This is a genomic window from Phenylobacterium sp. J426 (assembly GCF_024699945.1).
In the GTDB taxonomy this organism is placed as follows: domain Bacteria; phylum Pseudomonadota; class Alphaproteobacteria; order Caulobacterales; family Caulobacteraceae; genus Phenylobacterium.
The window spans coordinates 1,173,150-1,188,162 of sequence record NZ_JAJOMY010000001.1; the positions used below are offsets into that span (position 1 = coordinate 1,173,150).

Genomic DNA, 15,013 nt, shown 5'->3' on the forward strand with positions numbered 1-15,013 from the left:
GAAGCCGAGAACGTCAAGACCGCCGATGTCCTGGAGAAGGACCCGCGCTACGCCCCGATGCTGGCCGAGGCGCGGGCGATCTTCACCGCCAAGGACCGCATCCCGACGCCGCAGTTCCGGGCGGGGGGGCATCGACAACCTGTGGCAGGACGCCGAGCACCCGCACGGCCTCTGGCGCCATACGAGCGAGGCCTCCTACCGCACGGCGGCGCCCGCCTGGGAGACACTGGTCGACGTCGACGCACTGGCCAGGGCCGAGGGCAAGCGCTGGTTCCTCAAGGGGGCGGTCTGCCTCAAGCCCGCCGAGACCACCTGCCTGGTGCGCCTCTCCAACGGCGGCGGCGACGCCGTCGAGCTGCGCGAGTTCGACACCCGCAGCAAGCGGTTCGTTGACGGCGGGTTCCGCTTCGCCGAGGGCAAGCAGTACGTCCAGTGGCTGGACCGCGACACGCTCGCCGTCGCCCGCGAGTGGACGCCCGGCGAGGTCACGGCGTCGGGCTATCCCTACGTCGCCAAGCTCGTGGGCCGCGACGGCTCGGCGCGTGAGGTGTTCCGCGGGCAGAAGGCCGACATGTCGGCGGCCGCCAGCGTGCTGCGCGGCGCAGGCTCACGGGTCGACGGCGTGCTGATCACCCGCAACGTGACCTTCTACGAGCGCGAGTTCAGCCTGCTCGGTGAAAAAGGGCTGATCCCGGTGCCGCTCGCCCGCAAGGCCGAGGAAGAGGCCTATGTCGACGGCCAGGTCGTCTTCAGCCTGCAGGAGGCCTGGGGCGGCTTCCAGCCGGGCGCTCTGATCGCCTACGACCTCGCGGCCCTGAAGGCGGACCCGAAGTCCGCCAAGCCGAAGCTCATCTTCCAGCCCGGTCCGCGCCAGGCCGTGCAGCAGGTCTCGTCCACCGACGGCAAGCTGGTAGTCGTGCTGCTGGAGGACGTGAAGGGCGCGGTCGACGTCTATGATGTCCAGGCCGGCCGGTGGACGGCCAGGCGGCTGCCGCTGCCGAAGGACGCCAACATCAACCTCGTCGACACGGCCGGCTCGGACGACGAGCTGTTCGTCACCGTCGAGAGCTTCCTCACGCCCACCAGCCTGTGGCTCGCCGACGCCGACGCCGGCACGGCAGCCCAGGTGAAGGCGCTGCCGGCGCGTTTCGACGCTTCGACCCACGTGGTGGAGCAGTTCTGGGCGACGTCCTCCGACGGGGCGAAGATTCCCTACTTCGTGGTTCGGCCGAAGGCGGCGAAGCTCGACGGCAGCCTGCCGACACTGATGTATGGCTACGGCGGCTTCCAGGTCGCCAAGCCGCCGATCTACATGCCCGAAGCGGGCAAGCTGTGGATGGAACGCGGCGGCGCCTACGTTATCGCCAACATCCGCGGCGGCGGTGAGTTCGGCCCCGCCTGGCACCAGTCGGTGCTGCGCGAAAAGCGCCAGCTCGCCTTCGACGACTTCGCCGCGGTGGCTCGCGACCTCGCCGCCCGCAAGATCACCTCGGCCCGCCGGCTCGGCATCTACGGCCGCTCCAACGGCGGCGTGCTGACCACCGTCTCGATGACCCAGCATCCCGAGCTGTGGAACGCAGTGGTGGTGGAGAGCCCCCTGATCGACATGCTGCGCTATCACAAGCTGTCGGCGGGCGCGTCTTGGGTGGGCGAGTACGGCGATCCGGACGTGCCGGGCGACCGGGCGTTCATCGCCAAGTACTCGGGCTACCAGGCGCTGAAGCCGGGCGTGGAGTATCCCCTGGCCTACATCACCACCAACACCCGCGACGACCGGGTGCACCCGGGCCATGCGCGCAAGTACGCGGCGATGTTGCAGAAGCTGGGCGTGCCGTACCTCTACTACGAGCAGACGTTCGGCGGGCACGCCAACGACGCCGACCCCGAGCTGAACGCCCGGCGCTGGGCCCGGCACTATGTGTACCTGGCCCAGCGGCTGATGGATTGAGGCCTCAGGCCTCCTTCAGCACCTCGGCCAGCAGGCGCCCTTCGGCGCGTCGGTTCGAGCCGGCCCGCCAGGCCACGACGATCTCGCGGGCGGGGTGGTCGGCATCGATCGGCCGCACCGCAACGGGCGCGGCGTCCGCCAATCCGGCGGTCACCGCCATCTTCGGGATGAACGTCACCCCGAGCCCGGAGCCTACCATCTGCACCACGGTCGGCAGTGACGTGGCGGCGAACGGTTCCTCTCCCGCCGCGCTGCGCGGCGCGTTTAGCCGGCAGGCCGACAGGGAGTGCTCCCGCAGGCAGTGGCCGTCCTCGAGCAGGATCAGGTTTTCGCGGGCCAGCGCCTCCGGCGAGGCGGACTTGCCGCGGGCCAACGGGTGATCGGCGGGCACGGCGGCCATCAGTTCGTCGTCCGAGACGTGCGCCCATTCCAGGCCCTGGGTGTCGAACGGCAGCGCGATCAAGGCCGCGTCGAGGCGGCCGGCCTTGAGTTGGGCGATCAGCCGCTGGGTCAGGTCTTCGCGCAGGAAAAGGCGCAGCTTCGGAAAGCGCTCCCGCAGCAACGGCAGCACGGCCGGCAGGAGAAAGGGCGCGATGGTCGGAATGACGCCCAGCCGGAAACGACCGGTCAGGGGCTGGCCGGCGTTCTTGGCCGCCTCGACGAGCTCCTCGGCCTCGTTGAGGATCGCTGTGGCCCGTCGGAGCGCCTCCTCACCCACGGGCGTCAGGATCACACCCGAGCGCGCCCGGTCGACCACGGCGGCGCCGAGGGTCCGCTCCAGCTCCTGGATCCCGGCCGAGAGCGTGGGCTGAGTCACGTGAGCCGCCTCCGCGGCGCGTCCGAAGGTCCCGTGCTCGGCGAGCAGCTTCAGGTACTGCAGCTGGCGGATCGTGGGCAGCATCACGGTGGACCATCCTGACAAATGACGGCCGAAAGGCGCCGATAGCCGGGGTCTATTCCAATCTCAAAAACAATCGATTGGCCATGTCTGTTACCGATCACTATTTCCCCGCCATCGACGGCGGGCGCGTGATCCTTCCACCCCGCCGCCATTCTGAAGCTGTGTCACACACCGCACTTCAGTCGGCCCCGGGGGGCGCAGCCCTCCTCCCCCCATGCGTCTCCCGGGTTACCGACTTCCCCGACCATCGAGATCGCCGAAGGCGTCCGCCAGCTTCGCCACGCCGCCGGCCATGCTGCGCGCCGGGAAGCCGGTGAAGCCCAGCAATAGTCCTGGCCGCGCCCGAGCCGTGCGGTAGAGCGGGCTGATGGCCCGCACCGTCACGCCGCGGCCGGCCGCAGCGTCCTGGACCGCAACGTCATCGCCGCCATCCTTGAGGAACGCCATCAGGTGCATGCCCTGATCCGGGACGTCGACCTCGAGGCGGTCGCCCAGCCTGGCGGTCAGCGCTTCGGCCAGAACGTCGCGCTGCGTCCGGTAGGCGAGACGCCGCCGGCGGATGTGGGCCGCGAACTGGCCGCTCTCCATGAAGTCCAGCATCACCGCCTGGGTCAGGGTCGGCGGCTGCCGGTCGGTCAGCTGGCGGGCCTTGGCCAGGGCGCCCGCCAAGGGTCGCGGCGCGACCATGTAGCCGAGCCGCAGCCCCGGAAAGAGCGCCTTGTTGAGGGTGCCGACGTAGATCACCCGCTCACCTCCATCGAGCCCTTGCAAGGCGGCGAGCGGCGGGCCGGCGTAACGGAACTCCGAGGAGTAGTCGTCCTCGACGATCCAGGCGCCGGCCTCGCGCGCCCACGCCAGCAGCTCGAGCCTGCGGCCCATCGAGAGCGTGACGCCCAGCGGGTACTGGTGGGACGGCGTCACGAAGGCGAGCCGGGCTCCGGGCGCGGCGGCGACGCCCGCGGACACGTCCAGCCCGGCGCGATCCACAGGCACGGCGTGCAGCTCGGCCCCGGCCGCGCTCAGCGCGTGCCAGGTCGGCTGGTAGCCGGGATCCTCCATCCACACCGGGTCGCCGGGCTGCAGCAGGACGCGCACGGCGATGTCGACAGCATGCTGCGCGCCTGCCGTGATGATCACTTGGTCCGGTTCGCAGACCACGCCACGGGCGGCGCGCAGATAGTCGGCCACCACCGCGCGGAGCCGCGGCTCGCCGCGGGGATCGGAGTAGCCGAAGTGCACAGGCTCCAGCGTGCGCAGCGCCCGTCGCGTAGAGGCGGCCCAGGCGTCCAGCGCACGGGCGTCCATCAGCGTACGGCCGTTGGAGAACAGCCGCTCGCCCGCCGCGGCCGGCGGCAGGGAAACGGCCTCCAGCGCCCGCAGGCCGGGTGGCGCTTCGGGCGCCGGCCCGGCCGCCAGGCGGTATGGGGTCTTCAGGTCCAGAACGCCGGAGAGGTCGCCGCAGACATAGGTGCCTGAGCCCGGCCGGCCCTCGGCGTAGCCTTCCGCCAGCAGCAGGTCGTAGGCCGCAACCACGGAGGCGCGCGAGACGCCCAGTCGCTGGGCGAGGTCGCGGCTGGACGGCAGCCGGCCGCCGGGCTTCAGGGCGCCGGTGTGGATCGCATCTCGGACCTGGTCGTACACCTGGCGGATGACCGGCCCGCCGGAACGGGGCGCTTGCCACGGATAGATCTCGGACCAGCTCATCGTCGTTCCAAGTGGACTGCTGCTCCCGGCCCAACTGGACCTGCCTTCCAGACCACATATGGCCTAGCTGCGACCTCCTGAGAAGGAGGTCGCCATGGACGGGTCCGCGCCGCCGCAGTTCCACCCCACCCCGCGGTCGCAGGTGCGTCGCCGGCCCCAGCGGGCAGCCTATGACGAGGCGACCGTCTTCTCGATCCTGGACGCCGGGCTGATGGCGCACGTCGGCTACGTGATCGAGGGGCAGCCGTTCGTCACGCCGACGGCCTACTGGCGCGAGGGCCGCACCCTCTATTGGCATGGCTCGGCGGCGAGCCGGATGTTGGACGCCGTCGGCGACGGCGCGCCCGTCTGCGTGACGGTCAGCTTCCTGGACGGCCTGATCGTCGGCCGCTCTGGCATCACCCACTCGGTCAACTACCGTTCGGTCATGGCCTATGGCACGGCTCGCGTGGTCGCTGATCCGACAGCCAAGCGCGCGGCCATGGAGGCCTTCATCGACCGGCTGTACGCGGGGCGGAACGTCAAGCTGCGCCCCACGACGGACGCCGAGCTCGCCGCCATCACCCTTGTCGCGATGAAAATCGAGGAGGCCTCGGCGAAGATGAAGGCCACGGCCCCCGCCGAGCTGCCGGCCGACGAAGGCTGGACGGCCTGGTCCGGCGTGCTGCCCGTCGAGACCCGCATCGGTCCGGCGATCGCCGAACCTCGGGAAGGCCCACGCACGGACGACCTTTCGCCCTACGGCCCCGGCGTGCGGCTCGACGAAGCGCTCACTCGGGCTTGCCGGTCTCCACGTAGCGCGCGAAACGCCTGAAGCCTTCGCCCATGACACCGTCGGCGGCGGGCGCGAGCGTCGTCACGAAGTCCCGGGCGCCGGCGACGTTGTAGGTCATCACCACCTCCGTGCCGCCGGCGTTCGGCTTGAGATCGAAGGCCCAGGCCGCGCCGACGCCCTCGTCCTGCAGCGGCCCGAGCGCCGCCGCGACGCGCACCTGCTTGTTGGGGATCACCAGCTCGACGACCCCGTGGCGCACGCCGCCCCCGCCGGGCAGGGCCTCGCAGTAGCAGGCGTTGGCGGCGAGCGGCATCGAGAGGTTCGACGCCTGGCCGGAATAGGTGTGCGCAGGGCTCCACCATCGGTCGATCTCGCCGATCGCCCTGAACACCTTCTCGGGCGATGCGGCCACCTTGGCCGTATATTTGAGCCGGAAGCCATAGCTCCCCTTGTCGACCACCTCGGCCGAGGCGGCGCCGCCGAAGCTCAGCGCCGCAAGGAAGGCCAGGAGTGCGTTTCTCATCGTAAGCCCCCGGTTCAGGCCGGCTCGAAGCTTAGCGGCGCTCCCCAGAAGGTCTCAACCAGACTGTGCTGTGCGCCAGGCTTGCCGGTCGTCAGGAAGCGCCGACCGCCGCCGCGCCCGGCGTCGAACTCCGGATGCCGTTCCATGTAGCGCGCCAGCGCGTCGGCTGTGGCTTCCGGCTGGCGGATCAGCGGCGTGCCGGGCGGCAGGGCCTCCTGGAAGAGGTCGGCGGTGATTTCGTAGTGGGTGCAGCCCAGGATCGCCCGGTCCGGCGCGCGGCCAATGCGGGTGGTCAGCGCCTTCACATGGCCCTGGATCACCGCCGCGAGCTCGTCCCGCGAGGCGCCGCTCTCGATCATCCGCGCCAGCTCCGGGCACGGCTCGGAGAAGACGGCGACGTCCTGGCGGCGCTTGTCGATCTCGATCTCGTAGACCCTGCTGTTCGCCGTGGCCGGCGTCGAGAAGATGCCGAGGATGTCCAGCTTCTCGATCTTGTCGCCGCGGCGCTCGGCCTCGTGCTCCCAGGGCAGCCCGGTGGCCGCCTCGATGGTGGGCACCACGATCCCCAAGACGTTCACGGGCCGGCCCAGCGCCTTTCGATAGCCGGGCAGCCAGGTCTGCTGCAGCCGCCGCAGCGCGACGCTGGCGGCGGTGTTGCAGGCCAGCACGACCACGTCGCAGCCTTCTTCGAACAGCCGGATGCAGCCGGCCTTCGTCAGCTCGACGATCTCCTCGCCGGGCCGGCCGCCGTAGGGAGCGTTGGCCTGGTCGGCCAGATAGAAGAAGTCGGCGTCGGGGAAGCGCTCCACGAGCCTGTGATGGACGGTCAGACCGCCCACGCCGGAGTCGAATACGCCGATGGCCATGCCCGCTGCTTAGACTGCGTCCCGCCCGGCCGCTAGACGGCCTGAGCGGCCCTGCGAAAACGGTGGCCACATCAAGCCAGGGTCACGTGACGTTCAGGCGCGTTCCTGCTTAACCTCCGGCCCAAAGTTCGATCCGCTCGGAGACCCCATGCGCCGCCGCACCTTTCTGGCCGCCTCGTCCGCCCTCGTCGCCACCACCACGCTGCCCGTCACCGTCCTCGCCCAGGGCGCCAATCCCGTGTCGGCCGAATGGACGGGCCCCTTCGGCGGCGTGCCGGCTTTCGACAAGGTGCGCGTCGAGCACTTCAAGCCGGCGCTGGAAGCCGGCATGGCGGCCGAGTGGGCCGAGGTCGAGGCCATCGCCAACAACCCGCAGCCGGCGACCTTCGACAACACCATCGCAGCCATGGAGCGCAGCGGCGCGGCCCTCGACCGGGCTCAGACCATCTACGGCATCTGGGTCGCCACGCTGTCTACGCCCGAACTTCGGGCGATCGACAAGGAGATGCAGCCGAAGCTCGCCGCCCATAACGACCGCATCCTGCAGAACGCCAAGCTCTTCCAACGCATCGACGCCGTCTATCAGCAGCGTTCGAAGCTGAAGCTGACGCCCGAGCAGGACCGGCTCGTCTGGCTGCGCTGGAACACCTTCGTGCGCAACGGCGCCAAGCTGGACGCCGCCGCCAAGGCCCGCGTGGCGGCGATCAACAGCGAACTGGCGACCGCCTTCACCGCCTTCAGCCAGAACCTTCTGCACGACGAGAACGAGTACGACCTCTATCTGAAGGAGGCCGACCTCGCCGGCCTGCCCGCCGACGTCCGCGCCGCGATGGGCTCGGCCGCCAAGGGCAAGGGCCGCGACGGCGAGTACGTGATCGTCAACACCCGCTCGTCGGTCGACCCGTTCCTCACCTATTCCGAACGGCGCGACCTGCGCGAGAAGGTCTGGAAGACGTTCTACAGCCGGGGCGACAACGGCGACGCCCATGACAACAACGCGCTCATCAAGAAGATTCTGAAGCTGCGGGCCGAGCGCGCCAAGCTGTTCGGATATCCAACCCATGCGCACTGGCGCCTCGCCAACAACTCCATGGCCGAGACGCCGCAGGCGGGCATGGAGCTGATGGAGCGCGTCTGGCCGTTCGCCGTGGCCCGCGTGAAGGAGGAGGTGGCCGAGATGCAGGCCATCGCCGACAAGGAGAAGGCGAAGATCAGGATCGCCCCCTGGGACTACCGCTTCTACGCCGAGAAGGTCCGCAAGGCGCGCTACGACCTCGATATGAACGAGGTGAAGCCGTACCTGCAGCTCGAGAAGCTGCGCGAGGGCATGTTCTGGGCCGCAGGCGAACTCTACGGCTTCAGCTTCACGCCGGTGACCGACGTCCCCGTCCAGCACTCGGACGTGCGCGTCTGGGAGGTGAAGCGCGGCCCCGAGCACATCGGCCTCTGGTACTTCGACCCCCTACGCCCGCACCGGCAAGCGCTCGGGCGCCTGGATGAACGCCTATCGCACGCAGGAGACCTTCGACGGCAAGGTTACAACGATCGTTTCGAACAACTCGAACTTCGTGAAGGGCGCGCTGGGCGAGGCGGTGCTGATCTCCTGGGACGACGCAGAGACCATGTTCCACGAGTTCGGCCACGCCCTGCATGGCCTGAACTCCGCGGTGAGCTATCCGTCGGTGTCGGGCACGCGGGTGTTCCGTGACTACGTCGAGTTCCCCTCGACGGTGAACGAGTCCTGGCTGCGGACGCCGCAGGTGCTGAACCGCTTCGCCCTGCACCATCAGACCGGCAAGCCGATCCCGGCCGAGCTCGTCGCCAAGATCGAGCAGGCGTCCACCTTCCGCCAGGGCTTCGACGTCACCGAGTTCCTGGCCTCGGCGCTGATCGACATGAAGCTGCACCTCGCCGGCGACGCCGACATCGATCCGGACGCCTTCGAGCGCGAGGAGCTGGCCAAGCTCGGCATGCCGGCCGAGCTGCCGATGCGCCACCGCACGCCGCAATTCGGGCACATCTTCGCGTCGGACGGCTATTCGGCCGGCTACTACTCGTACCTGTGGTCCGAGGTGATCGCGCTCGACGCCGTGGAAGCCTTCCGCGAGAGCGCCCGGCGGGCTCTACGACAAGGCCGTGGCCAAGCGGCTGCACGACAACGTCATGAGCGTCGGCAACTCGATCCATCCCCGGGACGGCTACCGCAAGTTCCGCGGTCGCGACCCGGACGTGAAGGCCTACCTGAAGGACAAGGGGTTCCCGACCACCTAGGCGGCGGTCAGGCGCCGCTCCGCGCGCTCACGCCAGAGCGCGAGCAGCGGCGTCACCGTCAGCTCCATCATCAGCGGCAGGATCGCAGACCCTGCGAGCTCACCGGCTTGGATCGTCGCCGCCAGCCGCGCGAGCCCACCCAGCACGACGATCGGCGCCAGCGTCCGATAGACGGCGCCCCGGCGCTCCAGCGTCGGGATCGTCCACCAGAACGTCAGCCCGATCCCGAGCAGCAAGCCGGAGAGATAGCGGAAGTGGCCGCTGTCGCTGAGCCGGCCCAGCACGCCCATGCCGCCGCCATAGACCGGCACGATCCCGGCGACCGCTACGGCGAGCTGCAGCAGGCGGCGTTCCAAAGCTGGCGTCACGCGAACAGGTCCCCCTGGGCGGCGGCCTTCGCGCCCTCGATCGCCAGCAGTCTTAGCTTGGTGTTGACCCCGCCGCGCGCGGAAAAGCCGCCCGGCTTGCCGCCGGCCGCCGTCACCCGGTGGCACGGCACCACGATCGGCCAGGGGTTCTTGCCCAGCGCCTCGCCGACGTCGCGCGCCAGCAGCTTGTCGCCCAGCTTCTCGGCGATCTCGCCATAGGTGAGCGTCTCGCCGGCGGGGATGGCGCGGGCGATCTCATAGACCCGGGCGTGAAACTCCGGCGTTCGCGACAGGTCCAGCGGCGCGGCCGACAAGTCGGCCTTCTCGCCGCGCATCAGCGCCTGGATGCCCGCGATCGTCGGCCGCAGCGACCCCGGCGGCTCAGCCTCCACACTATCGGGGAAGCGCCGCAGGAAGCCCCGCCGCGCGGTCTCGGCCTCGCGTTCCGGCAGGTGGCAGGCGACGAGGCCGGCTTCGTTCCAGGCGATGCCGGCGACGCCGATGGCGGTCTCGAACAGGGCGTATTCGGTCATGCCGAAAAGATAGCCGCGTTCCCCGATCGTCGCTGGCGGCTTTCGGACATTGAGCCTACTCGGCGGCGGAGACCGTCGCGGGCGACTCCACCGTCAGCGGCATGCGGCACGTGAAGCAGGTCTCCTTCGCGTCCGACCGGACGCTGAGCGTCCCGCCATGGGCGCGGGCGACCTCCGAAGCGATCCATAGACCCAGACCCAGGCCGCGCGACCCCAGGTCCGTGCGCTTGAACGGCTGGAACAGCTTCGCCTGCGCCGTGCGCGGAATGGGCGGCCCTCCGTTGGTGACGCTGATCTCGAAATCGCGACCTCGGGTCACGGCGCGCACGACGATCGGCTGGTCCGGGGCTCCATGGGTCAGCGCGTTCCCAAGCAGGTTGGACAGCAGCTGGGCCACCCGGCGGCTGTCGGCCTCGATCGGATGCGCGATGGCGATCTCCGTGCGGATTTCCTGGTGCGGATAGGCCAGCGCCAGCTCGGCGACGACCTGTCTCAGGGCCTCTGCAAGCTTCGGGTCGCGCGTCCGTTCGACCGCGAAGCCCCCGCCGAGGCGGCCTCGGGCGAGGTCGAGCACATTGTCGATCAGCCCCGCCATCCGCTGCACGCTGCCGTCGACGGCGTCCAGCAGCGTCTTCGCCCGATCCTGCAGCTCGGTCTTGCGGATCAGCCGGGCGGCAGACTGAACGGACGCCAGCGGGTTGCGCAGGTCGTGACCGAGCACGGCGATGAACTGCTCGCGCAGTTCGGCCGTCTCCCGCTCGCTCATCAGCGCCTCACGGCTGCGCTCAAGACGACCGCACGCCGCCAGGTGCGCGCCGATCAGTTCGGCGAACAACTCGAACAGCGGCAAGGCCGTCGAGCCCTTCAGCTTGGCCGGCTTCGGATCGATGGCGCAGAGGGTGCCGAAGAACTCGCCCTCGTGGCAGATCGGCACGGAAATGTAGCTGCGGAAGCCATACATCGCGGGCGTCCGGTGCGTCCGGTAGGCGGGATCGGCCGGCACGTCGTCGATGACCACCGGCTCGCCATGGCCGCGGATCTCATTGCAGATCGTGGTGACGAGATCGAGCTCGCCGCCAGGCTCCAGCCCGAAGGCGATCTCATCGCGCACAGCCAAGGCGACCCAGCGGGATTCGGTGACGCGCGCCACGGCGGCGAAGCCCATGCCGGTCGAGCGACAGACCACTTCCAGCAGCTTCGGGACGGCGTCTATGACGGCGAGGGTCGCGACATCGTCCCCTATCGTGCGCGACATGATGAAGCTCCGGATGTCGGCGGGGGCTGCGATTCTTAGGCCACGAAGGGCTGCCGGAGTCACGGCCTCTCTCGGCCCAAAGGCGTCCAAAACCGCCAGTTCCTTGACTCGGACTTACCCACAGGCGCATAAGCGCGCCCTTCCGGCCCTGATCTCGGTCAGCGCCCTCTACCGCCACGACCCCCAGGACCTATCTGGGACGAGGGCGGCGAGGCCCCCCGTCGACGCAATCGTCCACGGGGGCTGATTGCGTTTGGGGCCCGCGTTCTCGCTGAAGCGACAACGCAAGGAAGCAAAAGCGGGCAATTCGCAGCTGCGAATTGCCATGGAGTTCGAATGTTCGACGCGCTTTCTGATCGGCTGACAACCGTCTTTGACCGGCTTTCCGGTCGCGGCGTGCTGTCCGAGAAGGACATCGACGAGGCGATGCGCGAGGTGCGCGTGGCCCTGCTCGAGGCCGACGTCGCCCTGCCGGTCGTCCGGCAATTCATCGACAAGGCCAAGGAACGCGCCACCGGCGAGGCGGTGATCCGCTCGGTGAAGCCCGCCGACCAGGTGATCAAGATCACCTACGACGGCCTCGTCGAGATGCTGGGCGGCGATGCCGAGCCGGAAGGCCTGCGCATCTCCTCGAACCCGCCGACGGTCATCCTGATGGCCGGCCTCCAGGGCTCGGGCAAGACCACCACCGCCGGCAAGCTGGCCCTGCGGCTCCAGAAGGAGCGGAAGAAGGTCCTGCTGGCCTCGCTGGACACCCGTCGTCCGGCCGCCATGGAACAGCTGGCGATGCTGGCGACCCAGGCCGGCGTCGACAGCCTGCCGATCGTTCCAGGCCAACCCGCGCCCGAGATCGCCAAGCGCGCCATGTCGGCGGCAAAGCTGCAGGGCTACGACATCCTCATCCTCGACACCGCCGGCCGCACGACGCTGGACGAGGCGATGATGAGCGAGGCGGCAGAGATCGCGAGGATCTCGAACCCCTCCGAGACCCTGCTCGTCGCCGACGCCCTGACCGGTCAGGACGCGGTCCGTACCGCCAAGGCCTTCCACGAGCGCCTTCCCCTGACGGGCCTGGTGCTGACCCGCGCAGACGGCGACGGCCGCGGCGGCGCCTCACTCTCGATGCGCGCCGTCACCGGCCTGCCGATCAAGTTCCTGGGCGTCTCGGAGAAGATCGACGGTCTTGACGTCTTCGACGCCCACCGCGTGGCCGGCCGCATCCTCGGCCGCGGGGACGTTGTGGCGCTGGTCGAGAAGGCGGCCCAGGACCTCGACATGGCCAAGGCCGAGGCCATGGCCAAGAAGCTGGCCAAGGGACGCTTCGACCTCGACATGATGGCCGAGCAGCTCAAGCAGATGAAGCGCATGGGCGGCATGGAAGGCCTGATGGGCATGCTGCCCGGCGTCCAGAAGATGAAGAAGCAGATCTCGGAGTCCGGGATCAGCGACAAGACCTTCGACCGCCAGATCGCGATCATCTCCTCGATGACCAAGGCCGAGCGCGAGAAGCCCGACATCCTGGCCGCCTCGCGCAAGCGGCGCATCGCAGCCGGCGCCGGCGTCGACGTCGCCGAGGTGAACCGCGTGCTGAAGCAGCACCGGCAGATGGCGGACGCCTTCAAGTCGCTGAGCAAGAACGGCGGCAAGGGCTTCGGCCAGATGGCCAAGATGCTCGGCGGCGGCGACATGGACATCGGCAAGATCGCCCAGATGACCGGCCAGCCGGCCCACGCCCGAGCAGATGGAAGAGATCCAGGCTCAGCTGAAGAACCTGGGCGGCCCGAAGGGCGCGCTCGGCGGCCTCCCCAAGCTTCCCGGCCTCGGCGGCGGCCTGCCGCCGGGCTTCAACCCCTTCAAGAAATAGCTTTCAGACCAAGGACTAGAGAGAATGCTGAAGATCCGTCTCGCCCGTGGCGGCGCCAAGAAGCGCCCCTACTACTCGATCGTCGTCGCCGACAGCCACTCGCCGCGCGACGGCCGCTTCATCGAGAAGGTGGGCAGCTACAACCCGCTGCTGAAGAAGGACGACCCGAACCGCGTCGTGCTGAAGCAGGAGCGCATCCAGGAATGGCTCGCCAAGGGCGCCCAGCCGACCGACCGCGTCGCCCGTGAACTCGGCAAGCTCGGCCTGGTGAAGTGGGAAGCCGGCAACAACCCGAAGAAGGCCGAGCCGGGCACGAAGGCCAAGGAACGCGCGGAAGAGCGCGCCCAGCGCGAGGCCGACCGCGCCGCCGCTGCGGCCGAAGCCGCCGCCGCCCCGCCGGCCGAAGAGCCGGCCGCGGAAGAGGCTCCCGCCGCCGAAGCTCCCGCGGCTGAGGAAGCTCCGGCTGCGGAAGCCGCCGCGGAAGAAGCTCCTGCGGCTGAAGCTCCGGCTGCTGAAGAGGCTCCCGCCGCGGAAGGCGAAGAGCAAGCCTAAGAACCCAAGAGATGGGCGACAGCCTCATCCTGGTCGGCCGCGTCGCGGGCGCCTTCGGCGTCCGCGGCGAGGTCCGCATAACCAGCTTCACGGCCGAAGCCTCGGCCCTGCTGGACTACCGCGATCTGAAGCGCGAGGACGGCGCTCCGGCGCTCACCTTGACCTCGGGCCGTCCTGCGAAGGGCGGCCTTGTCGTCCGCGCCGCCGAGGTCGAAACCCGCGAACAGGCCGAGGCGCTGCGCGGGCTGAAGCTCTTCGTCCCGCGCGAGGCCTTGCCCGCGCCCGACGAGGACGAGTTCTACATCACCGATCTGATCGGACTTGCCGTGGTCGACCCAGAGGGCGCGCCCCTCGGGACCATCAAGAACGTCCACGACTTCGGAGCCGGCGACCTGCTCGAGGTCCAGCCGCCGCAGGGCGCCAGCTGGTACCTCCCCTTCACCCGCGAGGCCGTGCCCGAGGTGAAGCTGGCCGACGGCGTCCTGGTCGGCGTGAAGCCCGCCGAGGCCGAAGAGGCGGAAGACTAGGCTTCAGCCTTCGGCTTCCGCAGCCGCATCAGGCCTTCCTGGGCGCAGCTCGCCACAAGCGCCCCGTCTGACGCGCGGTAGATCTGTCCGACGTTGAACCCGCGTCCGCCGGACGAGGACGGCGCCTCCTGATGATAGAGGTGCCACTCGTTGAAGTCGGTCGGCCGGTGGAACCACATGGCGTGATCCAGGCTCGCGGTCTGCATCCCGGGCGTCCGCCAGTTCACCGCGTGCGGCCTGAGGCTCGTCCCCAGAAGGCTCATGTCGGACGCATAGGCGAGGATCACCTGGTGCATGGCCGGGTCGCTGCCAATAGGGTCCTTGGCCCGGAACCACACCTGCTGCACCGGCTCCAGCTGGGTCGGACGACGGATGTCGAAGCGGCCGCCCACGGTGCGCATCTCGATCGGCTCGGGCCGCTGCAGCCACTCGCGCATCTCGGCCGGCAGCTTGTCGGCCCGCTTCAGCTGGGCCTCGCGGTCGTCCTCCACCTCCTCCCAGTGGGGCGCGGCCGGCATTTCGGCCTGGTGCTCGAAACCGTCTTCCTCGACCTGGAAGCTGGCCGCCAGGTTGAAGATCTGCTGGCCGTGCTGGACCGCGATCACCCGCCGGGTCGTGAAGCTGCCGCCGTCACGCGAACGGTCGACCTCGAAGATGATCGGCACGTTCGGGTCGCCGGGCCGGATGAAATAGCAATGCAGCGAGTGGCAGACCCGCGCCTCGACCGTCGCATAGGCGGCCAGCAGCGACTGGGCGATCACCTGGCCGCCGTAGATGCGAACGCGCGACTCCTCCTCGGGCGTCGTGCCCCGGAAGAGGTTCACCTCGAGCCGCTCCAGCTTGAGCGTCTGCATGAGGGTCTGGGTATCCATGGCGGCCGGGCTTTGCTGCAACTGCGAAGGCGCGAGGCATTACGCCCGACGCCC

12 protein-coding genes and 2 pseudogenes are annotated in these 15,013 nt (G+C 69.5%); 6 read left to right on the forward strand and 8 right to left on the reverse strand.

Annotation, left to right across the window (positions count from 1 at the left end; translation table 11 throughout):
- Window positions 1–25 precede the first annotated feature (25 nt).
- Window positions 26–1,948, forward strand: coding sequence for a prolyl oligopeptidase family serine peptidase (locus LRS10_RS06125; RefSeq protein ID WP_308237924.1), 1,923 nt, complete (start codon window positions 26–28; stop codon window positions 1,946–1,948).
- Window positions 1,949–1,952: 4 nt separating this feature from the next.
- Here the strand turns inward: LRS10_RS06125 and LRS10_RS06130 are convergent, their stop codons facing one another.
- Together LRS10_RS06130 and LRS10_RS06135 are read right to left on the reverse strand one after the other, a co-directional pair.
- Complete coding sequence (locus LRS10_RS06130; RefSeq protein ID WP_257836479.1) at window positions 1,953–2,849, reverse strand: hydrogen peroxide-inducible genes activator; 897 nt, start codon at window positions 2,847–2,849, stop codon at window positions 1,953–1,955.
- 228 nt (window positions 2,850–3,077) lie between these two features.
- A complete protein-coding gene (locus LRS10_RS06135; RefSeq protein ID WP_257836480.1) occupies window positions 3,078–4,553 on the reverse strand; it encodes a PLP-dependent aminotransferase family protein in 1,476 nt (491 codons plus the stop codon).
- 94 nt (window positions 4,554–4,647) lie between these two features.
- Here LRS10_RS06135 and LRS10_RS06140 point away from each other — a divergent pair, with 94 nt between their 5' ends.
- Window positions 4,648–5,367 carry a pyridoxamine 5'-phosphate oxidase family protein gene (locus LRS10_RS06140; protein ID WP_257836481.1) on the forward strand — a complete coding sequence of 240 codons (720 nt, stop codon included), beginning with the start codon at window positions 4,648–4,650 and terminating at the stop codon, window positions 5,365–5,367.
- On the opposite strand, the gene LRS10_RS06145 is transcribed toward LRS10_RS06140, so the two are convergent.
- Together LRS10_RS06145 and LRS10_RS06150 are read right to left on the reverse strand one after the other, a co-directional pair.
- On the reverse strand, window positions 5,324–5,851 hold the full coding sequence (locus LRS10_RS06145) for an SRPBCC family protein (protein ID WP_257836482.1): 528 nt from the start codon (window positions 5,849–5,851) through the stop codon (window positions 5,324–5,326). The genes LRS10_RS06140 and LRS10_RS06145 overlap by 44 nt on opposite strands.
- A 14-nt stretch (window positions 5,852–5,865) precedes the next feature.
- On the reverse strand, window positions 5,866–6,717 hold the full coding sequence (locus LRS10_RS06150; RefSeq protein WP_257836483.1) for a glutamate racemase: 852 nt from the start codon (window positions 6,715–6,717) through the stop codon (window positions 5,866–5,868).
- Window positions 6,718–6,865: 148 nt separating this feature from the next.
- Here LRS10_RS06150 and LRS10_RS06155 point away from each other — a divergent pair.
- A pseudogene (locus LRS10_RS06155) lies at window positions 6,866–8,988 on the forward strand (M3 family metallopeptidase).
- Here LRS10_RS06155 and LRS10_RS06160 read toward each other — a convergent pair.
- Genes LRS10_RS06160 through LRS10_RS06170 form a run of 3 tightly spaced genes read right to left on the reverse strand, consistent with a single transcriptional unit; the run spans window position 8,985 to window position 11,144 of the window.
- Window positions 8,985–9,356 (reverse strand): DUF4345 domain-containing protein, encoded by a 372-nt coding sequence (locus LRS10_RS06160; RefSeq protein ID WP_257836484.1) that lies wholly within the window; start codon window positions 9,354–9,356, stop codon window positions 8,985–8,987. The pseudogene LRS10_RS06155 and the gene LRS10_RS06160 sit on opposite strands and share 4 nt — an antisense overlap.
- Complete coding sequence (locus LRS10_RS06165) at window positions 9,353–9,889, reverse strand: methylated-DNA--[protein]-cysteine S-methyltransferase (RefSeq protein WP_257836485.1); 537 nt, start codon at window positions 9,887–9,889, stop codon at window positions 9,353–9,355. The genes LRS10_RS06160 and LRS10_RS06165 overlap by 4 nt, the downstream gene beginning before the upstream one ends.
- Window positions 9,890–9,944: 55 nt before the next feature.
- Window positions 9,945–11,144, reverse strand: a complete 1,200-nt coding sequence (locus LRS10_RS06170) for a GAF domain-containing sensor histidine kinase (RefSeq protein ID WP_257836486.1) — start codon at window positions 11,142–11,144, stop codon at window positions 9,945–9,947.
- 336 nt (window positions 11,145–11,480) lie between these two features.
- Here LRS10_RS06170 and ffh point away from each other — a divergent pair.
- The 3 genes and pseudogenes from ffh to rimM form a co-directional block, all read left to right on the forward strand.
- A pseudogene (gene ffh / locus LRS10_RS06175) lies at window positions 11,481–12,833 on the forward strand (signal recognition particle protein); the annotation flags it as partial.
- A gap of 199 nt (window positions 12,834–13,032) precedes the next feature.
- Window positions 13,033–13,560: a 30S ribosomal protein S16 gene (gene rpsP / locus LRS10_RS06180; RefSeq protein ID WP_257836487.1), complete on the forward strand. Its 528-nt coding sequence runs from the start codon at window positions 13,033–13,035 to the stop codon at window positions 13,558–13,560.
- Window positions 13,561–13,571: 11 nt separating this feature from the next.
- Window positions 13,572–14,087, forward strand: a complete 516-nt coding sequence (rimM, locus tag LRS10_RS06185) for a ribosome maturation factor RimM (protein WP_257836488.1) — start codon at window positions 13,572–13,574, stop codon at window positions 14,085–14,087.
- Here the strand turns inward: rimM and LRS10_RS06190 are convergent.
- Window positions 14,084–14,959, reverse strand: a complete 876-nt coding sequence (locus LRS10_RS06190) for an acyl-CoA thioesterase II (RefSeq protein WP_257836489.1) — start codon at window positions 14,957–14,959, stop codon at window positions 14,084–14,086. The genes rimM and LRS10_RS06190 overlap by 4 nt on opposite strands.
- Between the last annotated feature and the right edge of the window lie 54 nt (window positions 14,960–15,013).